The sequence below is a fragment of the Mesorhizobium cantuariense genome, assembly GCF_042647205.1.
Lineage (GTDB): Bacteria > Pseudomonadota > Alphaproteobacteria > Rhizobiales > Rhizobiaceae > Mesorhizobium > Mesorhizobium cantuariense.
Genome location: NZ_JBHRVD010000001.1, coordinates 5,157,591 through 5,178,277, shown reverse-complemented (window position 1 = coordinate 5,178,277; position 20,687 = coordinate 5,157,591). Strand labels below are relative to the sequence as shown.

The 20,687-nt window shown below is 61.4% G+C and carries 20 protein-coding genes and 2 pseudogenes; 15 read left to right on the top strand and 7 right to left on the bottom strand.

All coding sequences use genetic code 11. The features are described from left to right. Positions 1-124: 124 nt before the first annotated feature. The gene (locus ACFOJ9_RS25385) at positions 125-1,099 is read left to right on the top strand and encodes an ABC transporter permease (RefSeq protein ID WP_378982421.1); all 975 of its coding nucleotides are present in this window, start codon (positions 125-127) and stop codon (positions 1,097-1,099) included. 58 nt (positions 1,100-1,157) lie between these two features. After that, entirely contained in the window at positions 1,158-1,940 is a 783-nt protein-coding gene (locus ACFOJ9_RS25380) for an ABC transporter permease subunit (RefSeq protein WP_378982419.1), read from the top strand. 162 nt (positions 1,941-2,102) lie between these two features. Here the strand turns inward: ACFOJ9_RS25380 and ACFOJ9_RS25375 are convergent, their stop codons facing one another. From ACFOJ9_RS25375 to ACFOJ9_RS25355, 5 genes are all read right to left on the bottom strand, one after another. Further along, positions 2,103-2,468 (bottom strand): Lrp/AsnC family transcriptional regulator, encoded by a 366-nt coding sequence (locus ACFOJ9_RS25375; RefSeq protein ID WP_378982417.1) that lies wholly within the window; start codon positions 2,466-2,468, stop codon positions 2,103-2,105. Between the two features lie 751 nt (positions 2,469-3,219). Further along, positions 3,220-3,720: a DoxX family protein gene (locus tag ACFOJ9_RS25370; RefSeq protein ID WP_378982415.1), complete on the bottom strand. Its 501-nt coding sequence runs from the start codon at positions 3,718-3,720 to the stop codon at positions 3,220-3,222. Further along, positions 3,717-4,526, bottom strand: coding sequence for an HvfC/BufC N-terminal domain-containing protein (locus ACFOJ9_RS25365; RefSeq protein ID WP_378982413.1), 810 nt, complete (start codon positions 4,524-4,526; stop codon positions 3,717-3,719). The genes ACFOJ9_RS25370 and ACFOJ9_RS25365 overlap by 4 nt, the downstream gene beginning before the upstream one ends. Then, the gene (gene bufB / locus ACFOJ9_RS25360) at positions 4,513-5,439 is read right to left on the bottom strand and encodes an MNIO family bufferin maturase (RefSeq protein WP_378982411.1); all 927 of its coding nucleotides are present in this window, start codon (positions 5,437-5,439) and stop codon (positions 4,513-4,515) included. Before bufB ends, ACFOJ9_RS25365 begins: the two co-directional genes overlap by 14 nt. Positions 5,440-5,468: 29 nt before the next feature. Beyond that, on the bottom strand, positions 5,469-5,792 hold the full coding sequence (locus ACFOJ9_RS25355; protein WP_378982409.1) for a BufA1 family periplasmic bufferin-type metallophore: 324 nt from the start codon (positions 5,790-5,792) through the stop codon (positions 5,469-5,471). 174 nt (positions 5,793-5,966) lie between these two features. Between ACFOJ9_RS25355 and ACFOJ9_RS25350 the strand changes: the two are divergent. The 6 genes and pseudogenes from ACFOJ9_RS25350 to ACFOJ9_RS25325 form a co-directional block, all read left to right on the top strand. Then, positions 5,967-6,091, top strand: a pseudogene (locus tag ACFOJ9_RS25350) (RNA polymerase subunit sigma); the annotation flags it as partial. A 999-nt stretch (positions 6,092-7,090) separates the two neighbouring features. Next, complete coding sequence (locus tag ACFOJ9_RS25345; RefSeq protein ID WP_127326738.1) at positions 7,091-7,324, top strand: hypothetical protein; 234 nt, start codon at positions 7,091-7,093, stop codon at positions 7,322-7,324. Next, positions 7,321-8,631, top strand: a pseudogene (locus ACFOJ9_RS25340) (TolC family protein); the annotation flags it as partial. The gene ACFOJ9_RS25345 and the pseudogene ACFOJ9_RS25340, both read left to right, overlap by 4 nt. Before the next feature lie 163 nt (positions 8,632-8,794). Further along, positions 8,795-10,153 (top strand): multicopper oxidase family protein, encoded by a 1,359-nt coding sequence (locus ACFOJ9_RS25335; RefSeq protein WP_378982407.1) that lies wholly within the window; start codon positions 8,795-8,797, stop codon positions 10,151-10,153. A 43-nt stretch (positions 10,154-10,196) separates the two neighbouring features. Next, complete coding sequence (locus ACFOJ9_RS25330) at positions 10,197-10,685, top strand: cupredoxin domain-containing protein (protein WP_378982405.1); 489 nt, start codon at positions 10,197-10,199, stop codon at positions 10,683-10,685. Between the two features lie 26 nt (positions 10,686-10,711). Further along, a complete protein-coding gene (locus ACFOJ9_RS25325; protein ID WP_378982403.1) occupies positions 10,712-10,990 on the top strand; it encodes a copper-binding protein in 279 nt (92 codons plus the stop codon). Between the two features lie 74 nt (positions 10,991-11,064). Here ACFOJ9_RS25325 and ACFOJ9_RS25320 read toward each other — a convergent pair whose 3' ends face one another. Continuing rightward, the gene (locus tag ACFOJ9_RS25320; RefSeq protein ID WP_378982401.1) at positions 11,065-11,430 is read right to left on the bottom strand and encodes a hypothetical protein; all 366 of its coding nucleotides are present in this window, start codon (positions 11,428-11,430) and stop codon (positions 11,065-11,067) included. Between the two features lie 241 nt (positions 11,431-11,671). Between ACFOJ9_RS25320 and ACFOJ9_RS25315 the strand changes: the two genes are divergently transcribed. From ACFOJ9_RS25315 to ACFOJ9_RS25290, 6 genes are all read left to right on the top strand, one after another. Beyond that, positions 11,672-12,004, top strand: a complete 333-nt coding sequence (locus tag ACFOJ9_RS25315; protein WP_378982399.1) for a hypothetical protein — start codon at positions 11,672-11,674, stop codon at positions 12,002-12,004. A gap of 588 nt (positions 12,005-12,592) precedes the next feature. Then, entirely contained in the window at positions 12,593-13,000 is a 408-nt protein-coding gene (locus ACFOJ9_RS25310) for a FixH family protein (protein WP_378982397.1), read from the top strand. Continuing rightward, on the top strand, positions 12,997-14,442 hold the full coding sequence (locus ACFOJ9_RS25305) for an efflux RND transporter periplasmic adaptor subunit (RefSeq protein WP_378982395.1): 1,446 nt from the start codon (positions 12,997-12,999) through the stop codon (positions 14,440-14,442). The genes ACFOJ9_RS25310 and ACFOJ9_RS25305 overlap by 4 nt, the downstream gene beginning before the upstream one ends. Further along, a complete protein-coding gene (locus ACFOJ9_RS25300) occupies positions 14,439-17,618 on the top strand; it encodes an efflux RND transporter permease subunit (protein ID WP_378982393.1) in 3,180 nt (1,059 codons plus the stop codon). Before ACFOJ9_RS25305 ends, ACFOJ9_RS25300 begins: the two co-directional genes overlap by 4 nt. A gap of 313 nt (positions 17,619-17,931) precedes the next feature. Continuing rightward, positions 17,932-18,123 (top strand): hypothetical protein, encoded by a 192-nt coding sequence (locus ACFOJ9_RS25295; RefSeq protein ID WP_378982392.1) that lies wholly within the window; start codon positions 17,932-17,934, stop codon positions 18,121-18,123. Positions 18,124-18,379: 256 nt separating this feature from the next. Further along, positions 18,380-18,619 (top strand): hypothetical protein, encoded by a 240-nt coding sequence (locus tag ACFOJ9_RS25290; RefSeq protein ID WP_378982390.1) that lies wholly within the window; start codon positions 18,380-18,382, stop codon positions 18,617-18,619. Positions 18,620-18,706: 87 nt separating this feature from the next. On the opposite strand, the gene ACFOJ9_RS25285 is transcribed toward ACFOJ9_RS25290, so the two are convergent. After that, positions 18,707-19,336, bottom strand: coding sequence for a TetR/AcrR family transcriptional regulator (locus ACFOJ9_RS25285; RefSeq protein ID WP_378982388.1), 630 nt, complete (start codon positions 19,334-19,336; stop codon positions 18,707-18,709). Between the two features lie 229 nt (positions 19,337-19,565). Between ACFOJ9_RS25285 and ACFOJ9_RS25280 the strand changes: the two genes are divergently transcribed. Continuing rightward, positions 19,566-20,687: a ferredoxin--NADP reductase gene (locus ACFOJ9_RS25280; protein WP_378982386.1), complete on the top strand. Its 1,122-nt coding sequence runs from the start codon at positions 19,566-19,568 to the stop codon at positions 20,685-20,687.

The window sequence follows — 20,687 nt, the reverse complement described above, 5'->3', positions numbered from 1 at the left end:
ACACGTTGAGGGTTCCCTCACGCGCGCGGGCACAGTATCCGCGGGTATGAGTGGTTGGCCGCATTCACCGTGGCCGATGGTGGGTGTGCAAACTGGCCTGCAATGGCTTCCCTGGCCGATGACAATGCTCGTGGTCGGCGTTGTCGCACTGCGTGCCGGCGGCTATCGCCTCGCCGCCTTTTCGATCTTTACGCTCGGCTACCTGCTGGTGACCAAATACTGGCCCCAGAGCATGAACACCATGGCTCTCGTCCTGTTGACCATTCCAATCTCCGTCTTCGTAGGGCTCGCTATTGGCGTCCTCGCCTTTCAGGTGAAGCAGGCGCGGGCGACCATCAACGTCGCGCTAGACGTGATGCAGACAATGCCCGCCTTCGCCTATCTCATCCCGTTGCTGCTGCTGTTTGGATTCGGCCCGGTGGTCGGGCTGATTGCCAGCGCCGTCTATGCCATCCCTTTCATGGTGAAGAATACGATACTGGGCCTTGAGCGTGTCCCGAGCGACATTGCCGAGGCCGGCGTGATGAGCGCCTGCACGCCGCGGCAGCGCTTCTGGCTGGTGGATGTGCCGACGGCGGCACCTCAGCTCCTGGTTGGGATCAACCAGACGACGATGGCCGCGTTCAGCATCATGATCATCGCCTCGATAATCGGCGGCTTCGCGGATATCGGCTGGGAAGTCCTCTCTTCGATGCGCGCGGCCGCGTTCGGCCAGAGCTTGCTCGCCGGCGGTGCGATTGCGCTTCTCGCCATGGTCATGGACCGGATCACGCTCGGCCTGGCCGGCCACGGTGGCGCCGCGCAGCACCCGGCCTGGCTCACCAGCCGGCGCATGTGGAGTGTCATCGCCATAGCACTGATCGGCGCGTGGCTCATCCGACTGAGCGGGATCGCTGTCACGCTCCCCTTTGCCTCCACGCCAGCCCTGATCGACGCCGATGCCGTCAATCATTGGGTTCTGGGCCTCGTTCCGCGCTTTGACGGCCCGATTGAGACTTTCAAGAACGGGGTTCTCTACTACTTTATCCTGCCGCTTCGGATTGGCATGATCCGCGCCGTAACGCCGCTCTCCTGGGGCATTGCCTTAACCCAACGGTGATTGCCTTTTACGTGGCATCGATAGCCGTGATCGCCTATGGCCTCGCGCTGCGCTTTGGTTGGCGCCCGGCATTTGCTATAGTCGTCGCGGCGCTCTATTTCTTTTCGGATTTTCCACCTTCCCGTGGCCCGCCACGATCGCGCTGATTGTCACCCTGGCCTGGCGATGCGCCGGTTTTTTCAGTTGGGCTGTTCGCAATCTCGAGCTGCATGTTCATCCTGTTGACGGGACTCTGGGAGCCCTTCATGCAGTCGGCCTATCTCTGTGGCCTGGCGGTACTGTTGTGTTTGGCGATCGCTGGGGCTCTCGGCATCTGGGCAGCACACAGCGACACGGTTTCACGGGTGCTGCGGCCCGTCCAGGATGCAACTCAGACGATACCTCAGTTCGTCTTCCTCATTCCGGTTTTGATGTTCTTCAAGGTGGGGGACTCACAGCTCTGATCGCAATCATGCTCTACGCGATCGTGCCACCGATCCGTTACACCGAGCATGGCATCCGCAGCGTACGCGTCGATTGCATCGAGGCGGGCCGGCAATGTGGCTGCACGCCCGCACAACTGCTGTTCCAGGTCAAGCTGCCCCTCGCCATGCCGAACGTGATGCTCGGCCTCAATCAGACCATCATGGCCGCCTTGTCCATGGTGGTGGTCGCGGCCCTGGTCGGGACCAAGGATCTTGGCCAACAGGTCTACATCGCGCTCGGCAATGCGAGCGCCGGGCTCGGTCTCACCTCCGGCTTGGCGATTGCGCTAGTTGCCATGGTGGCTGATCGTATCATCCGCGGTTGGTATGATCGGCACCAGTCGGCCCGCGAGGGCCATCAACTGAACGAGTGTTAGATCGCAGTCGCAATAGACCTGCACGACCTTAGGGCTGACCGCTCCCCAACCGGAGACGCTGCCGCACGACGTGCGCGTCCTTCTCGAGCGCCTACCGGATGGGCGAGGCAATGCGCAATAATAGAACCTGCTAAATCCGTTGCCTTTGACAACCCGCCACAGCTAGGTCAGTCGTGCTCGGGCCGTCCGCGGCGTCGCCAGGAGCAAACAGGTTTCGCTGCCCACTATCCCGGCTATGAGCCGAATGCGCCGTAGCACAGCATCGAAATCAGGCAATGAGGCCGTTCCAAGCTCGACCACCAGATCCCAGCGGCCGTTGGTCGTGTGGATGTTGGAGACTTCGGGCAAGCCACCCAGCGCCCGGATCACGCGGTCGGCAGCGTGGCCCTCAATCTCTACGAGCATGATGCCACGGATGCGCTGATCCACCGCGTCGGCACGCAAAACAACCGTGTAGCCGATGATCTCGCCGGATCGCCGGTCATGAAGCTCGCGCGTAACCGTATAGATGCCATCTGATGACGGCATCTCCTTTTTGAGCAGGCTGCGGCCCGCAATGGCAGCCGCAATTTCAAGCTCAGGCTATATGGTAGCGGCGGGGTTTTGAACCCCCGAGACGAAACGTCTTTATTATCAACGAGTTGAGAGGGATCAGGCCTGTCGGAGTCGGTACTCCTGACCCTGTTCGCCAAAAATCGACAACAATATCATATTGTTAGGTAGTAGTAGTGGTAGCGGGAGAGCGCTACCGCCTTTCCCCCCATTCGGAAAACCTGCAATATTTTCTACGATGCTGGGCATGATAGAACCGATCTCGGTGCTGCCACAACCTGCTTCGAATGCACAGGTTTGATTGAGAGGATTGTCAAATGGCGGATTGCGCGGTTCGCGGCGCTTGTCAGATATTCAGTCTGAAGTGAGTGTCTTTCGGTCAATGAATGAACCCGCTCGCATGGGGGGCGTGGCGCCGAGGCGAACCCGACACGCGAATTGAATGCCTTACCTTCGACAATCCGGTCGGCCTGCCAATCCCGGATTTGCCGCTCCATTTTTCGCCTGTCCGTCGCGAATGTAAGCTCTGCAACTTGCGAACCCCAGGGCGCCTACAAAGCGTAAGATCGATGACTGGCTGGCACCCACCAAAGCGGCGATCGGCCCTCGGGTCAGGAAGTTGCCACTCTCCAAGGCGTAGGCCCATAGGATCGCAAAGCAAACATCGCCGCCTTTCATCCTGAACGTCGTATTGGGGAGAGAACCGACGCCGAAGGGGTGGAGTAGCTCAGCGTCTGCGAGTGCCGATCCAGTGATCGAGCGAAATCCGCCCTGGTCCCCACGCCATGATGCCGAGCGCCATAGCCGCCCAGGTAATGTGTAGCGGCCAGCCGTCCGGCACGGTGAGCTGTATGACCAGCGTCATCAGGAGCAGCCCGAATGCCGTCAGTCGGGTCGCCAGGCCGAGAACAAGGAGAATTGGCAGCAGGATTTCCGCCGACCCCGAGGCGAACGCCACGATCCCAGGAGCAGGGAAGTCGTAAGGTCCGCCCGGCAGATGCAGCTTGAGTTCCGACGTGAAAAGCAGGACGGCGACATCGTTCAGCTGCAGAAAGCCGTCCCATTTGTTGACCCCTGACCGCCAGAAGGGGACTGCAAGCGCGCAGCGAAGGACGATCTGGGTCAGAGACGGCGTGGCAATCGTGCGCAGGGCCGCGTTCACCCGCTCGAACAGGCTTGAAATGCCTCGAGGCTCGGCACCGCCGCTCGCGGTTCGCTCGCTGTTCATGATCCAGAACCTCCCCGGTATGCCACGGTAAAGGCGCCCGCCTCCAGCACGCCGCTAATGTTTGCGGAAAGGTCGAATTCGGTGCTCTCGGCAAAAGCCGCTGTGGCCGCTGCGCCCAGCGGCTCGCCCGAGATCAGATGCGAGACAAATACCGCACCGCCGGGCGGCAGGTGGCGGACAAAGACTTCGAGGCCAGGCCGCGTGACCAGCGCATCTCCCGGCCCGGTCGCTTTGATGCGCCCGACAGGGCCGCCCCTCCGGTTTGCCGCGAAAATCGTCACTGTCGGATAGAGTGAGCGCAGGACACGCGTTGCCGGATGTGGCACGAACACGGTATCGGCCAATCGATCGGGCGGGATCGCCGCCAGCGCATCGGAAACCAACGGTTGCACATCGGCGGCGTGATAGGCGTCGAGCCAAGCCCGCTCTATGCGCGCTACGTCGGCCAGCCAGGGCATCGATTGTGCATATTCGTAGCACTCGATGAAATCGGGAAAGTCGCGGCCGTATTCGAAGAGCAGTGGCGAGGTAGGCGGCGTCTCGCGGATATGGAAGCGCGCCATCGCGCGAAAGAACTCCGGACCGGTGATGCGCCGCGTCGCCGGAAAGCTGGCGGCCAGCGCGTCGATCAGGCTGACGGTCACGTTGTTGCGGTAGACGGCATATCGCTTGACGGCAGCCTTCCCATTCGGCCCCGAAACAGCGTCAGGTGGGGCGCTGTCGGGATCGAGCAGACCGGCTGTAAATACTGCGGCATAGTCAGACCGGCTGCCGGGATCGCCCGACTGGAACTCACTCCGCGGCATGAGCTTTTCCAAGCATGTAGCTGCGCCCATAGCGGTCGAGGATCGCTTGCGCGGCGACAGCCTCCGCCTCGAGCGCCGGCCAGTCGGGGATGTCGCTGTCCCATTCGACAAGCGTCGGGAGCGGCCCGCATTGGCTAATCACGATATCAAAGAGCTTCCACACTGCATCGGCCACCGGGCCGTCATGACTGTCGATGAGCAGCAGGTCGCCCTCGTCATCCTCCTGCATGGCGTGCCCGGCCAGATGGATCTCGCCGATATGCTCGAGCGGGAAATCCGCGAGATAGGAAAGTGCCGAATAGCTATGGTTGGTGGCCGAGACGAAGACGTTGTTGACGTCGAGCAGCAGGCCGCAACCGGTACGCCGCACCAGCTCGCGGATGAACTCCGTCTCGCTCATCGTCGATTCCGGAAAAAGGATATAGGTCGAGGGGTTCTCGAGCAGGATCGCTCGGCCGATCACCTCCTGCATCTCCTCGATGTGGTCCGCCACGCGGGAAACGGTTGCCGCCGTGTAGGGGAGAGGAAGGAGATCGTTGTAGTAGGTGGTGTCATGGGTCGACCAGGCGAGATGCTCGGAAACCAGCGCCGGCTCATAGCGTTCGACGAGCGCCTTGAAACGCTGAAGATGCACTTGGTCCAGCGGCCGCGGTCCGCCGATCGACATGCACACGCCGTGCAGCGAGACAGGATAGTCACGGCGGATGTGCGCGAGCGCATCGTGCGGCGGGCCGCCGGCGCCCATATAATTTTCGGCGTGGACCTCGAAGAAACCGTCCTGCTTGCCGCGGGCCAAGATCGCGGGCAGATGTTCGTGCTTGAAACTGGTGCCGGCTAGACCGGCGACGAGGTGCGCCGGAAAGCGCGAGGTTTCCGACGCGCGGGACGCTGGGTGAATGGCCAGTCCGTTCATCTTTGTCTTCGCTTTCCGGCAGGCATTGCTTACGACGGGACGTCGCGGGTCAACTCCGTCGTCGATCCCTTGCGGTCGCCGGGCAGTTCCATTGTGGTGCAGGTGCCGCCGTCGACGAACTTCCAGGCATTGCCCTGGTAATCGACGGTCGAAGTGCCCTGGCAGGTTGTGCCGGCGCCAGCCTTGCAGTCGTTCTGTCCCTTCAAGGCGACGCCGAAGCATTTCTCCTTACCTGCATCCATCGCCGCCTTCACGTCGGCTTCCGACATGGGGGCAGCGGCGGCAAACGATGCAAGCGCGGTTGCGACCGCGGCGGCCAGCATTGCAACGCTCACGGTTGATTTCGTAGGCATGATTTTCTTCTCCCGTTGGGTTTTGCACGCGCCGTATCTCAAGCGCGCAGTGATCAGTTCGATCCGGCGGGCCCGTGTGTTACATCCCTCCGCCACACAAATCCGTGATCGCCGCTCGTGGTGGCTTGGACTAAATTTTTGCCGACGCAGAAACAAAGGCCCCCGTGGGCCGCGGCGGTTTCCGTGAATGGCCGTTCGATCAGCGAAACGGCAGCAATCAAGGCATGAGCGAACCGGCTGTCCGGGTCGCTCTGCATCGGGGCTTGGCGGCGATCGCCAAACGGTTCGGGCGGGACTGAGATGGATACGAACGAACTGACCAAGGCCCTGGCGGCCGATGCGCGGCCGCGCTCGGCATCGCTTTCGACCGTCGGGTGGGCGCCGCAGCGCTCGCGGAAGCCGTCGCCGCGGCCGTCTTCCTCGCGGTGGCGGTGCCGGCAGCGAGCGCCAAGTTCCAGCGAATGCAGGATGGATCCGGCGGGGCGTATGGCGAGGCGAAAGTGCGTTCCAGAAGCCCCAGGCTCAAGCTGCTGCCGGCATCGCGCGCGGCAAACGGCCCCGGCATGACTTCCTGGACCAGGACCAGGGCGGCCAGCGGAATTCAGGCGCGGGTGCCCATCGAGCGTGAACGGAGGTGGCGGCGTGTTGGGTGCGCGACGGTGCGTTCGCCCGTTGGGGAAGATCCTTTTGAGACGGAGGCTATTCACGTTCACATTTGGTTGCAGCGCAACAAGTCAACGGCAGTTGGTCTTGACAAATCAAGCGAACAATTGTCCCAAGGGGCTTGATGAGAAACGTTGGCCGAATCTCGATTGCAGGAAGTGCGCCGTTCCGCGCGATGCTTGGGGTCGTGTTTCTGGTCTTGTCTTCTCTCCAGCCAGGCCTTTTCGCAAGCGCGAACGCCACCGGTTTTCATAGCGACCCCGGGGTGACACTCCAGGTCGAGGAACCTGCGCACGACGCCGGCGGCCACGTTGGCGACCACAAGGATGCGGTCGCAGCGGCCAAAACGGGTGTGGACAAGAAACATCCCGGTGGTGAGAAATCGGCAGATGAGAGCTGCGAGGTCCACTGCGCGCAGGTGTATGCAGTGCCGGTCGACTGTCCTGAGCTGGACCGCGTTGTCACCCGCTGCTTTCCGCCTGTCGTTGCCGAAGTGTTGCCAGGCGGCGAGTATACGGTGCACATAAGGCCTCCCAGACCCCTGAACTGACGCCGCCCCATCGAGGGCGCTCGCGAGCAGCGTGCGGAATCCGTTCCGGCGCGGCCTAACGCACACGTTTAGCTTCAGGTCTACAATGAAATTCGCAAGCCTCGCGATGCTCGCATCGCTTTTGGTTGCCGGATGCGCGGTAACCAGCCCACCGACCGTCCTTCCAGCTTTCAATCCGGCCGATCCCGTGATGGGCATCCGTGATGCGCACTATCACCCGGTCGTCGCCAATTATCACCAGCGGGAGCCCGTCGATCCGCAGAACTGGCGGCGTCTCAATGAAGAACGCTCCCCTGCAAAAACGGGAGCCGGATCATGAAGCGCCGGTCTCTGAACATAGCTGCGGCCATGGCCATCCCGCTGATCGCTGCCGGATGTACCACCACCGCTGGCCTTGACGACGTTTCCGACCCCGTCGCCGGCTTCACGACAGTCGCGGCACGCGCCGGAGCTGTGACCGGCAAGAGAACGGTTTGGGTGCAATCCCGCGAGGAAGCGCAGGCTCTTTCCGCGCAAGTAAAGAGCCTGGTGCAGAAGAAGACCATTGGTCCGGACGTCGCGGTGCAGGTCGCCCTGCTCAACAACAAGGGCTTGCAAGCGGCCTACGCCGAGATCGGTCTGTCGGCGGCCGATGTCTGGCAGGAAGGGATGCTCGTCAATCCGACAATCTCGGTTGGAATGATCGGCATCGATCCCGTACGCACGATCGAGGGGGCTGTTGCCAGCAACATCCTTGCGCTGATGACCCGTCAGCGACGCGTCGCGGTCGCGGATACGCGCTTCCGCCAGGCCCAGCTCCGCGCCGCCGAAGAAACGCTACGACTGGCCGCGGACACGCGGCGGGCCTGGATCAATGCTGTCTCGGCCCGAGAAAGCGTTTCCTATCTCAGTCAGGCGCAGGCCGCCGCCGACGCCGCGTCCGAACTCGCTCAGAAACTAGGCGAGACCGGCGCTTTCACAAAAACCGGCCAAGCCCGCGAACATGTCTTCTATGCCGAGATCACTGGTCAGGCGGCGGAGGCGCGGCTCGCCGCCAGGACCGCCAAGGAAGAGCTCACCCGGCTGATGGGTCTATGGGGACCGGACGTCGATTACTCAGTCCCCAACACGCTTCCAGCCCTGCCGAAGGGCGCCAAGGCCAAACGCGCGATCGAGGCGGAGGCGCTAAAAAACCGCGTCGACCTTGAGATCGCGAAACTTGAGCTGGAAGCGTTGGCGAAATCCTACGGCCTGACCGAGGTGACGCGCTACATCACCGATCTCGAACTTCTCTCCGGCGTGGAAGTGGAACGGGAGGAGTCGGAAGAGGGCGGAACGGAGACGACTGTCTCCCCCACTCTGGAACTCGAGGTTGTGATTCCGATTTTCGATACCGGCAAGGCCCGCATGCGCAAGGCCGAGCTTGCCTACATGCAAGCCGCAAACCGGATGGCGAAAAAGGCGGTCAACATCCGGTCCGAGGCCAGGTCCGCCTATGACGCCTACCGTTCGACCTATGACATTGCTCGGCACTATCGGAACAGTGTTGTGCCGCTGCGAACAAAGATCGAGGCGGAGTCGGTCCTCACTTACAACGGCATGATTACCAACACGTTCGAGCTTCTGGCGGACACCCGCGCGAAGATCAGCTCGATCATGCTTTCCCTCAACGCCAAGCGCAATTTCTGGCTGGCCGACGTCAATCTCGGAACCGCCATCCATGGTGGCGGCGCGAGCTCGCCGGGGGCGGCGACGCACCGGCCGCGGCCGAAGCCGGCGCCCAAGGCCACTGAACTCAAGGAGAAGAAAAATGCTTTCAAGACGTCAGTTGCTAAGCGCGGGAGCCCTGCTCGCCGGCGCCACGGCATGGACCAAGACATCTGCGATGGGCTTGCCGGACGCCGCTGTTATGGAATCGCCGGACATGCAGCCACCGATATTTCCGACGAGCGGACCGGACTACCAGCCGGTCGTGACGCTCAACGGCTGGACGCTGCCCCACCGCATGAACAATGGTGTGAAGGAATTCCACCTCGTCGCCGAGGCGGTCGAGCGGGAACTGGCACCCGGATCGACTGCCTATCTCTGGGGTTACAACGGTCAGTCCCCCGGGCCGACCATCGAGGCGGTCGAGGGCGATCGGGTCCGCATCTTCGTGACCAACAAGCTGCCGGAGCACACCACCGTGCACTGGCACGGCATGATCCTGCCCAGCGGCATGGACGGCGTGACCGGTCTTACCCAGCCCGGAATCCCCCCCGGCAAGACCTTCGTCTACGAGTTCGACCTCGTGAAGAGCGGCACCTTCATGTACCACCCGCACGCCGATGAAATGGTCCAGATGGCGATGGGCATGATGGGCTTCTTCGTCATCCATCCCAAGGACCCGAAATTCATGCGGGTGGACCGCGACTTCGTCTTCCTGCTGAACGCCTTCGACATCGAGCCCGGGTCCTACGTCCCGCGCATCATGGAGATGACGGATTTCAATCTGTGGGCCTGGAACAGCCGAATCTTTCCGGGGATCAGTCATCTTCCAGTGGCGAAGAACGACCGGGTCAGAGTCCGGGTCGGCAACCTGACGATGACCAATCATCCGATCCACATGCATGGCTACGACTTCGAGGTGACCTGTACCGACGGCGGCTGGGTTCGCCCGGAGGCGCGGTGGCCGGAGGTGTCGATCGACATCCCCGTCGGCGCCATGCGGGCGTACGAGTTCGATGCCAAATACGAGGGCGACTGGGCTATCCATTGCCACAAGTCGCATCACACGATGAACGCCATGGGTCACGACGTGCCTACGCTTATCGGTGTCGACAACTCGAAGGTCACCGACAAGATCCGCCGCGTCCAGCCCGACTATATGGCGATGGGTGACCGCGGCATGGCCGACATGGGCGAGATGGAAATGCCGCTTCCCGACAACACGGTCCCGATGATGACCGGCTGGGGCCAATTCGGCCCCATCGAGATGGGCGGCATGTTCTCGGTCGTGAAGGTGCGTGAAGGCCTGTCCGCGAACGATTACGCCGATCCCGGATGGTACAAACATCCGGAAGGAACCGTGGCCTACGAGTGGACCGGTGATGTTCCAGCCCCCACAAAATCAGGCGACGCAAAAACGATGGCCCCGGCAGCGCACGGCGGTCACGGCAAACAGGGATGAGAAACCGAAACCCCTCAACCTCAACAATGAGAGAGTGTGCAGCATGAAACATATAATCGCAGCGGCCGTTTTGATGGCGGTCAGTTCCGGAGCAGCTCTTGCCAGTGGAACGCACGCCGGAGGCCATGGAGACAAAGCTGCCACGATGCCGATCGGCAACCCTGGTGAGGCTGGCAAGGCAAAGCGGACTGTCAACATCTCCATGTCGGAGAAGGCTGACGGAACGATGTTGTTCCAGCCGGCTGTCCTCAAGGTGAAGAAGGGCGAGACCGTTCGCCTGAAGTTCGTCAACAAAGGCCAAGTCGACCACGAATTCGTCATGGACGTCCATGAAGGGATCATGGAGCACAAGGCGCTGATGGAGAAGTTCCCCGAAATGGAGCACGCCGACCCCAACTCGATCCGGCTGGGGCCCGGCGCCAGGGGCGAGATCATCTGGACCTTCGCCAATGCCGGCGAATTTGGTTTCGCCTGCCTGGTCCCGGGTCACTACGATTCCGGCATGAAGGGCGATATCAGCGTCGCCAACTGAGTTCGAAAACCGCAAAGGAAGCAATCATGACACTAAAAGTACTCTCGACGCTCGCGCTCGTACTCGCCATTGGCGGGAGCGCGCTTGCGCAGGAATACGTGAAGGGCGAAGTCATCAAGGTCGACGCCAAACAGAAAAAGCTGACGATCAAACATGAGCCGCTGACGAATCTCGACATGCCCGCGATGACGATGGTGTTCGTCGTCGCGGAGGACGGCATGCTCAAAAAGGTCAAATCGGGTCAGGCGATCGAGTTTACAGCCGACCGCGTCAACGGACGCATCACGGTCACCGGTATTAAGTGATCCGGGACTAGCGCCGCGGGTTCACAATCAACCCGCGGCCGCTGTCCGATCGGGCAATGCCGTGAGCACGGGTGTCACGATGAGGGAGCCGCGCAGAATGTTATCCAGAGATCTTCTTTCCAATCATCATGTGTCGAGCGGCTCAGAGGCATCGCTATAGGATATGTTCGCGTGCCGACGCTCACATACGCCGGGTAGGCACAGCGAACGCGGGCACGATGCCTACCGGTATCTTCATACTTGATGGTGCCGCTCGCGTCCGTCTCGACCAAGCCAATAGCGACGTCAAAGTCATAGTCACCATCTTGAGAGACACTATTATTCAGGACGCTGAGCCGGACTGACGTGGCATCTGGAAAATTGGCAGTGTAAAAGATCAGTTGCTCCGCCATCGTGGGCGTAGCCACCAACACGCCGGCAAATAATGCAATGGCGCGCATTTCCTCCTCCCGAGGACCAAAGGCGAGACTATCATCTCTCGCATCGATATTCGAATCGAATCTCTGATCCAGCAATGGGCCGCGCCAGTGGCGACGCTACGCTGATTGCTTGCGCGCGCCATAATGCTGCCATGCCGCCCGCCGTTTTCTACGTGCCCGGCCATGCCAGTAGCGCAGGCCCTGGCGATTGACCGGATCACCCTGACGGAAACGTGAGCGCTCAAGGCGGCAGTGGGGCATCGTGGCGCTGATCGAGGCGAAGGAAGCCGAGCGACGTGTAGTGCGCGGCCCGTACAAAGCGATGCATAATAATGCCGCGATGGAACCTCATCATAATGCCGCGATGGAACCTCATCCCGATGGCAGCGTTAGCGGTTCAGAGGGTCTGTGGATGGCGGACGAGTCCAATAAACTCCAATCGGTGGACGGGCCGCGGGACGAGCCGGTGATTATGCGGCTAATCAAAGAAACAGGCATCACCCAAGAGCAGGCTCGGGAGATTGTCAGCCTTTTGGGCACCGTCAATTGGTCGTCGCTCATGCGAGAAGCGCGGTTGCTAAAGCCAAAACGCTGAACGCAAAATTTTTTCAAACTGACCCACCTCGTCAAGGCTCTTTTCTTGCGCTGTACCATATGCCATAGAGCCTTTGTGAAGATCCGGACCTTGTTGCCCCGCCTGCTTACGATGCTGGCTGTTTTGAGCCTTCTGACCGCACCGATGGTGACACCGTCTGCTGCGGCGATGATGGTTGTCGATCCTGTGGCGACGACAATGGCCGATATGGCATCCATGCCGGACGGCATGCCGTGTCCTTCGGACCAGAGGCAGCAAGTACCTGACTGCCAGAAATCCTGCCCCCTCGCGACCTTATGCATCGCCAAGTGCTTTCCGAGCGCGTCGATGACGGCAGCAATCACGCTAACCCGGTTGTCTGCGGCTGAGGTGATCGCGCCTGGCAATGACATTGGGCGGGATCTCCTGCCTACTCCGCCACCTCCCAGACCTCCACGAACCTGAATTCATCAACGGCTCCATCGGGGCCGTTAGTCGCCGCGTGGCTGCTGGCCTCGCGGCGAGAACTCGTGGTTTTGGCATGAGCCTGACCACGAACCTGCCGAGCACTCCGCGCGGCCGAACGATGAACTTTGGGAAAATCTGACAATGAACTTTTGTAATGCGAAGCACGTCGCAGCCGCGGCGCTGATCGGTCTTGCTGTCGGCGGCGCCAATTCGAAGGCCTGGGCTGGGATCGACGACTATGAATTTCAACTCGTTCAAAACGCGATCAAGCAGAGCGATGCCGCGATCGTCGCGGTCCGCCTCATCGACAAGCGTTCCGGCAAGGTGGTGCCCGACGCGGTGATCTTTGCCCAGCGCGTCGACATGGCGCCAGACGGTATGGAGATGATGACGGCGCCAGTCGAGCGGTTGCCCTCGACGGAGCCCGGCATCTATCGTTTCAAGGCCAATCTGATGATGCCGGGCGGCTGGCGCCTGTCGCTCGGCGCCAAGGTGCAGGGCGAAACCGGGTCTCTCGAAAACAAGCTCGAATTCAAGGCCACGCCATGAGTCGCGCAGGCCATGCTGGCCTCACCCTCGCCGCCATTTTGGCCGCGGGGGCTGGAGGCTATTGGGCGGGACACCGCAATCTCGCGCTGCCTGCCGCTCAGTGGCTGCAAGCTGTCGCCTGGCTCGAAGGCAGTGCGGCGGCCCCGGCGAGCGCCAACCCTGCGCCTGCCGGACCCGTGATCTACTACCGGGATCCCGACGGCCTCCCAGCCTATGCGGCAACTCCGAAGAAGACCGCCGATGGGCGGGACTTCCTGCCCGTCCTGGCCGGGGAGGACCTGAGGTTCGAGGACAAGCCGCCGGCCGCCGCCGCGACCGTCGCCGCTGCTCCTGCGAACGGCGAACCGAAGCGGATCTTGTACTACCGCAATCCGATGGGCCTCCCGGACACCTCGCCGACGCCAAAGAAGGATTCGATGGGGATGGACTACATCCCTGTCTACGCAGGTGAGGATGACGACGGTTCGACCGTCAAAGTCGCGGCCGGCAAACTGCAGCGGACCGGCGTCCGCTCGGAGATCGCCACCGAGCAGGTGATCGTTCGTCCGGTGCGAGTGCCCGGCACCGTACAGCTTGATGAACGGCGCATGACAGTGGTCGCGACGCGCTCCGATGCCTTCATCGACAAGGTAGCGGACGTTACCACCGGGGACCGGGTCAGAAAAGGGGAGCCGCTGATGCGGCTGTATTCGGCCGAGATCGCCACGGCGAGCGCCCAATACCTCACCGATCTGAACGGAAGCGGCCGTGCCTCGGCCGGGGCTCGCCAGCGCCTTGAAAATCTTGCGGTCCCACCCGATGTGATCGCCACAATCGACCGCACCCGCCAGGTTCTGACTTCCATTACCTGGAGCGCGCCGCGCGATGGCGTGATCCTCGAGCGCAATGCGGTCGAAGGCATGAAGGCGTCGCCCGGCGACGTGCTCTTCCGCCTCGCCGATGTCTCGACCGTCTGGATTGTCGCCGACGTGCCCGAATATGAGCTGGGAGCCGTGAAGGTCGGCGCCGTCGCCACGATCCGGGTGCGAAGTCTGCCCGGCCAGACCTTCAGCGGCCGTGTCGCCCTGATCTATCCGCAGGTCACCAGGGAAACGCGCACCACCAAGGTGCGGATCGAGATCCCCAATCCGGATGGTCTATTGCTGCCGGACATGTATGCCGATGTCGAGATCGGCAGCGGCAGCAATGCCCCCGTTGTCGCCGTCCCCGACAGCGCGGTGATCGACACCGGCACGCGGCAGGTCGTGATCCTCGACAAGGGCGAGGGCCGCTTCGAGCCGCGAGAGGTCAAGATCGGCCTTCAGGGCGGCGGCTTTACCGAAATCCGCAACGGTGTTGCCACTGGCGACCGGGTCGTGGTCTCGGCGAATTTCCTGATCGATGCCGAGAGCAATCTGAAGGCTGCGCTGAGCGGCATGACGAACCCGGAGAGTGCGCCATGATTGCCCGGCTCATCGCGTGGTCGGCACGCAATCTCGTCCTGATCTTCGTCGGCACAGCCTTCGCTGTGGCCGCCGGAGCCTACGCGCTGAAGACGCTTCCGCTGGACGCCATTCCAGACCTTTCGGACGTTCAGGTCATCGTCTACACCGAATATCCTGGCCAGGCGCCGCAGGTGGTCGAGGACCAGGTCACCTATCCCCTGACGACTGCAATGCTGACCGTGCCGAAGTCCAAGGTGGTGCGTGGGTTCTCCTTCTTCGGTGTGTCCTTCGTCTATGTCATCTTCGAGGACGGCACGGATACCTATTGGGCGCGCAGCCGCGTGCTCGAATATCTCAACGCCGCCGCGCAGCGCCTGCCGGCCGGCGTCACGCCGGGCCTCGGCCCCGATGCGACCGGCGTCGGTTGGGTCTACCAGTACGCCGTCGTTGCCAAGGACATGACGCTGGCCGAGTTGCGGTCGCTGCAAGATTGGGTGGTGCGATACGCCGCCTCCAAGGCAGAGGGGGTCGCAGAGGTCGCGAGCGTCGGCGGCTTCGTCAAGCAGTACAACATCGTCGTCGATCCGTTGCGGCTGCGCGCCCAGGGGATATCGCTCTCGATGGTCCGTGACGCCGTACGCGCCAGCAATCGGGATGTCGGCGGGCGCACGCTGGAGCTTTCCGAATTCGAGTTCATGGTGCGCGGCCGCGGCTATATCAAGTCGATGGCCGATATCGAAGACATCGTCCTGAAGACGGATCAGGGCGTGCCGCTGCGCCTCAAGGACGTCGCCAGGGTCGAGATCGGTCCCGACGAACGGCGCGGCATCACCGAACTCAATGGCGAAGGCGAGGTCGCGAGCGGCATCGTCCTGCAGAGGTTCGGGGCCAATGCACTGACTGTGATCGAGAACGTCAAGCAACGCCTGAGCGACATCGCCGGGAGCCTTCCCAAGGGTGTCGAGATCGTGCCGGTCTATGATCGATCGCAGCTCATCGAAGCGGCGATCGAGACATTGAAGCGCACGCTGGCCGAGGAAAGCATCATCGTCGCCCTGGTCTGCGTCGTGTTCCTCCTTCACCTGCGCAGCGCGCTCGTCGCCATCTTGATGCTGCCGGTCGGCATCCTGATGGCGTTCGGCGCCATGAAGGCGATCGGGCTCGGGTCCAACATCATGAGCCTCGGCGGCATCGCCATCGCCGTCGGCGCCATGATCGACGCCGCTATCGTCATGATCGAGAATGCCCACAAGCATCTGGAGCGTGCCCCGCCGGGTAAGCCGCGAGTGCAGATCCTGATCGACGCGGCGAGCGAGGTCGGCCCGGCGCTGTTCTTCAGCCTCCTCGTCATAACGGTATCGTTCCTGCCGATCTTTACGCTCGAGTCGCAGGAAGGCCGGATGTTCGGTCCTCTCGCCTTCACCAAGACCTTCGCCATGGCGGCCGCAGCAATCCTGTCGATCACGCTGGTGCCGGCCTTGATGGTGGTCTTCGTGCGCGGCAGGATCATTCCGGAACACAAGAACCCGATCAATCGGTTCCTGATCTGGATCTACCGTCCCGTCATTCGCGGCGTCCTGAAGGCGAAGACGCTCACCATCGCGCTCGCGCTTGTCGTGCTTGGCGTCTCCGTCTGGCCGGTGAGCCAGATCGGCTCGGAATTCATGCCGAGCCTGAACGAAGGCACGCTGATGTACATGCCGACAACCCTGCCGGGGATCTCCGTCACCAAGGCGGCGGAACTCCTGCAAATGCAGGACCGAATTATCAAGTCTTTTCCGGAGGTGGATTCGGTCTATGGCAAAGCCGGGAGAGCAATGACCGCGACCGATCCGGCCCCTACCGAGATGTTCGAGACGATCATCAATCTGAAGCCGAAGGATCAATGGCGGACCGGTGTCACCATCGACAGCCTGAAGGCCGAGATGGACAAGGCCCTGCAGTTCCCCGGCGTCTCCAACGCCTGGACCATGCCGATCCGCGCCCGCATCGACATGCTTTCGACGGGCATCCGAACGCCGGTCGGCGTCAAGGTGTTCGGCACCGATCTTGCGGAGATGGAGAAGATCGCGCGCCAGATCGAAAAGGCCCTCAAAACGGTTCCGGGCACCTCGAGTGCCTATGCCGAACGGGTGATCGGCGGCTACTATCTCGACATCGTCCCGGACCGCCAGGCGCTCGGCCGGTACGGCCTTGCCGTCGGCGATGTCCAGGACGTCATCGCGACCGCGCTCGGTGGCGAGACCGTGACGACAACCGTCGAGGGACGGGAGCGATATGGGGTCAACATCCGCTACCCCCGTGATCTGCGCTCGAATCCACAGTCGATCGCCACCGACGTCGAAGTGCCGTTGCCTGGCGGCGGCGCCATCCCGCTCGGCGAGGTGGCGAAAGTCCAGCTCACGCGCGGCGCGACCTCGATCCGAACTGAGAATGGCCAGCTCGCGACCTACATCTTCGTCGACATCAACGGCCGGGATCTCGGCGGCTATGTCGCCGACGCCCAGAAGGCCGTCGCAGAGACGGTGAAGCTGCCGCCCGGCTACTCGGTCGCCTGGAGCGGGCAGTTCGAATATCTGGAGCGAGCCGCGGCGCGGATGAAGATCGTCGTGCCGGTCACGCTGCTCATCATCTTCCTCCTGCTCTACCTTAACTTCCGGGCTCTCACCGAGACTTTGATCGTCATGCTGTCCTTGCCCTTTGCCCTGGTCGGCGGGGTCTGGCTGATGTGGTGGCTTGGCTTCAACATGTCGGTGGCGGTCGCGGTCGGCTTCATAGCGCTCGCCGGCGTCGCCGCCGAGACTGGTGTCGTCATGCTGATCTATCTGGAGCAGGCCATGGCCGAAGTGAAGGCAGAGCGGGCCGCACGTAATCAACCATTCAATCGGGCAGATCTCTATCAGGCGATCATGATTGGTGCCGTGGAGCGTGTCCGGCCGAAGATGATGACTGTCGTTGCCATTATGGCCGGTCTGATCCCAATCCTCTGGAGCACTGGCGCCGGCTCGGAAGTGATGCAGCGGATCGCCGTGCCGATGATCGGTGGTATGATCTCATCCACCCTCCTGACCCTGGTGGTGATCCCCGCCATCTACGGGTTGGTCAAGGGCTGGCGACTGCCGAATGGCATTGCCTCGACGACCGACGGCGTTGCGCTCACGGAACCCGCATTGTTCGACCTTGCTGCTGAATGATGGGATGCCGCAATGATGAACGACATGATGGGACCCGGGATGACGTGGGCCATGGGCGCCGCAGGCTTGCTCCTGGGCATTTTTGTTCTGCTTATCATTGCGGCCCTAATCAAATACGTGTTTTTCGATGACTTCGGTGGACCCGGACGAAGCTCACCGCCTTGACCAATGGGCTCACTCTCACCGATGTCGACCGACTTTCGTCGCGCGTAAAAAGGCGGAGGCTTCGGTAGCTTGTCTTGTATTAGAAAAGCCTTGACCTTCCGGTGGCTGGAACCCTTAGCCTGACGGGGGTATCTCCGGAGTTCATCCGATGACACAAGCAACCATCGATCTCGAAAAACGGATACTGACTCTCTTCAGGCTGGCGTATCAGCAAGGCAGAACGGATATCGCGGAGCATTTGCTCCGGGCGCTAGAAGAGTTAGACAAAACCACCGTTTTACCGTCACCGTTCGGCAAGAACGCTTTGACCGAAGCCTATCGTGAACTCATTCGCAGATAGGGTCTACGATGTCCCCCGGGGAAGCTCGCCGACGCAGGCGCCGCGAGATGTAGATTGCTTTCCGAAAAAGGTTGCGATCAAGAATTCAAGAACCTCTCGCGGACCAATGTTTGACGACTTCAAGGGGCCGCCGAATAACAGCGGACAGGCATACAGAAGGTCCCGCTTGGTGATTGCTGTAGCCGGCGCTGCCGTGTACTATCGGCGTGCCGGTCTTCGATGCAACTCATTCCGCGGCCGGCAGGGAGGAATAGCCATGTTACGTTCAATTTCTCTTGCGCTTTTCTTGTCGGTTATCCCAGCGACCGCTTTTGCGAATTCATGCCCGACCATCATGGCCGCGATCGACGCGGCGTTACCGTCCGCAACCCTCGCGGAGGCCGATATGACCAAAGTCAAAGACCTGCGCGCCCAAGGCGAGAAATTGCATGCCGCCGGCGATCATGCAGGATCAGAGGCTGCGCTCAACGAAGCCAAGAAGATGCTCGGCATATAGTTGCGGCTTTCGTGACTGATTGGGCAGGCTTGTTTGTCGGGTAAATGTCAAAGGGGCGTTTGCGCGGCGCGCACATGTTCTGCCCGTTCACGACAACCGCAGATTTGGCGAGTGTGAGCTGCTTTCGGCAAGCAGCGGCAGGATTCCATCGGTCGCCAAGCGCCTGAACATCGCATCGACCCGCACAGGCGGCGGCTTCGCACCCCGATCGAGCCACCAGGTCAATACGGCCATGTAGGCGCCAACGACGTACTGGACGATGAATTCGTCTGGGACGGCGTTCGCGGAAGTCTTGTCGACGGTTGTGGAAAGTTCGCCGCGCACCACATCGGAAAGTATCTGGCGGATGCTGCCGAAGCTGACGCCGCCGCCATGGCCGCCGGCCAGCGCCCGATAGAGGTCGAGATGGTCTCGGGCATGTTCGAACATGGGCAGGCTAAAGGCAAGGTGTCGGTCCTTGCTGTTTCCCGGCATCGCCAGGGCGTCCTTCTGCCGATCGACAAGCAGCCTGCGAAGGTTCTCGTCGAGGCCGCTCTTCTTCAGATCATCCTTGCTCGTGTAGTGGGCGTAGAAGGTCGATCGACCGACATTGGCCGCCTCGCAGATGTCCTCAATCGTGATCGCCTCGTAGCCCTTTTTCAGGATCAAGGAGATCAAGGCGTGTTGCAGCATCCCCCTGGTGCGGGCGACGCGGCGGTCTATCGATCTTTCTGTCATCTGCATCACCATTCACGGTCATATCGACCGGATCGCCCAATACTGGACATTTCGGCCTGTGTGTTCGTTGACAAAATTCCGGATACATTGTCTGTTTTTGGACACCATGTCCAGCTTACTGGCAGACGGATTTAGGGGCAAATCTGTTGTGTTCATGCCCGCTTTGCTGAAGGCTCGGGCTCAAGGTGAGGCCGGAAGGCTTGGCGCTGAACTGATGAGGAAGACCCGCATGGACCACGAGCGCTATCGTCGAATGCACGGCAGCTCAGGAGCTTCAATGAAGACGGCATCATTTGAAGTGTCGCTGAAAGGCAAAAGACAAATAGCGGAAGGCACCTGGGCCTTCGCTTTTGAGAGACCGGACGGCTTTCATTTCAAGGCTGGCCAGCATGTGCGGATGACGCTCATCAACCCTCCCGAGACGGACAGAGAGGGCGATAGTCGGTTTTTCTCGCTCGCCAGCACGCCGCAGGAGCCCGACCTGGTGATCGCCATGCGGATGCGCGACACGGCATTCAAGCGGGTTCTGGGACGCATGCAGATCGGAACCAAAGTTCTCGTACAAATGCTGCTGGATGTTCCGCACGGGGCGTTTGCGCTACACGACGATCCTTCACGGCCTGCCGTCTTTCTCGTTGGCGGCATCGGCATCGTCCCGGCCTTCTCAATGATAAAAGACGCAGTGGAGACAAAGCTGCCGCACAGACTATTTTTGTTCTACTCGAACCGGCGGCCGGGGGACGCCGCGTACCTGGAGGAGTTGCAAAAGCTCGCGGAGCAGAACCCGTCCTTCAAACTGATTGCGACGATGACCGAAGCAGAAAAGTCGGCCCGTTCATGGATAGGCGAAACCGGGCGCATAACCCATTCCATGCTTGGCAGATATGTCGATGACCCGCTGCTTCCCGTCTATTACATTTCCGGGCTGCCGGAGATGGTCAGCGCCATGAAAGCGATGCTCGGTGGTTCAGAGGTCGGCGAGGCCAGCATACAGGTCGAAGAGTTCACCGGATTCGATCTCAACAAGATCGGCCCGAATGAGATTGGCAAAGTCACCGGCCATGGGTGGAGGCGGACCATTCCGATGGCCACAACGGTGCTGGCCGTGACCGCGCTGGTGATCCTGCACGCCGGCGCTGCCGTCTCGATATTTCGCAACGGTCTCGATGGAATCTCCGCGGCGAACCCGATCTGGTACGTGACGATTGGGATTTTTCTTGTTCTCGCCATATTCAAGGTCAGGTATTTCGTCGGCCGGCACCTCACCGGCAGGAGCCTTCTTGGCAACGCTTTCGGCAGGCACCGCGACCGCACATCGCACGCCACAAGACATGGCCGGAAACAGCCGTGA

Excerpts from the sequence above, each read along its gene's own strand:
- ACFOJ9_RS25385 (WP_378982421.1), top strand. The coding sequence starts at position 125 with ATGCTCGTGGTCGGCGTTGTCGCACTGCGTGCCGGCGGCTATCGCCTC.
- ACFOJ9_RS25375 (WP_378982417.1), bottom strand. The coding sequence starts at position 2,468 with ATGCCGTCATCAGATGGCATCTATACGGTTACGCGCGAGCTTCATGAC.
- ACFOJ9_RS25370 (WP_378982415.1), bottom strand. The coding sequence starts at position 3,720 with ATGAACAGCGAGCGAACCGCGAGCGGCGGTGCCGAGCCTCGAGGCATT.
- ACFOJ9_RS25365 (WP_378982413.1), bottom strand. The coding sequence starts at position 4,526 with ATGCCGCGGAGTGAGTTCCAGTCGGGCGATCCCGGCAGCCGGTCTGAC.
- bufB (WP_378982411.1), bottom strand. The coding sequence starts at position 5,439 with ATGAACGGACTGGCCATTCACCCAGCGTCCCGCGCGTCGGAAACCTCG.
- ACFOJ9_RS25355 (WP_378982409.1), bottom strand. The coding sequence starts at position 5,792 with ATGCCTACGAAATCAACCGTGAGCGTTGCAATGCTGGCCGCCGCGGTC.
- ACFOJ9_RS25345 (WP_127326738.1), top strand. The coding sequence starts at position 7,091 with ATGAAATTCGCAAGCCTCGCGATGCTCGCATCGCTTTTGGTTGCCGGA.
- ACFOJ9_RS25335 (WP_378982407.1), top strand. The coding sequence starts at position 8,795 with ATGCTTTCAAGACGTCAGTTGCTAAGCGCGGGAGCCCTGCTCGCCGGC.
- ACFOJ9_RS25330 (WP_378982405.1), top strand. The coding sequence starts at position 10,197 with ATGAAACATATAATCGCAGCGGCCGTTTTGATGGCGGTCAGTTCCGGA.
- ACFOJ9_RS25325 (WP_378982403.1), top strand. The coding sequence starts at position 10,712 with ATGACACTAAAAGTACTCTCGACGCTCGCGCTCGTACTCGCCATTGGC.
- ACFOJ9_RS25320 (WP_378982401.1), bottom strand. The coding sequence starts at position 11,430 with ATGCGCGCCATTGCATTATTTGCCGGCGTGTTGGTGGCTACGCCCACG.
- ACFOJ9_RS25310 (WP_378982397.1), top strand. The coding sequence starts at position 12,593 with ATGAACTTTTGTAATGCGAAGCACGTCGCAGCCGCGGCGCTGATCGGT.
- ACFOJ9_RS25305 (WP_378982395.1), top strand. The coding sequence starts at position 12,997 with ATGAGTCGCGCAGGCCATGCTGGCCTCACCCTCGCCGCCATTTTGGCC.
- ACFOJ9_RS25300 (WP_378982393.1), top strand. The coding sequence starts at position 14,439 with ATGATTGCCCGGCTCATCGCGTGGTCGGCACGCAATCTCGTCCTGATC.
- ACFOJ9_RS25295 (WP_378982392.1), top strand. The coding sequence starts at position 17,932 with ATGACACAAGCAACCATCGATCTCGAAAAACGGATACTGACTCTCTTC.
- ACFOJ9_RS25290 (WP_378982390.1), top strand. The coding sequence starts at position 18,380 with ATGTTACGTTCAATTTCTCTTGCGCTTTTCTTGTCGGTTATCCCAGCG.
- ACFOJ9_RS25285 (WP_378982388.1), bottom strand. The coding sequence starts at position 19,336 with ATGACAGAAAGATCGATAGACCGCCGCGTCGCCCGCACCAGGGGGATG.
- ACFOJ9_RS25280 (WP_378982386.1), top strand. The coding sequence starts at position 19,566 with ATGGACCACGAGCGCTATCGTCGAATGCACGGCAGCTCAGGAGCTTCA.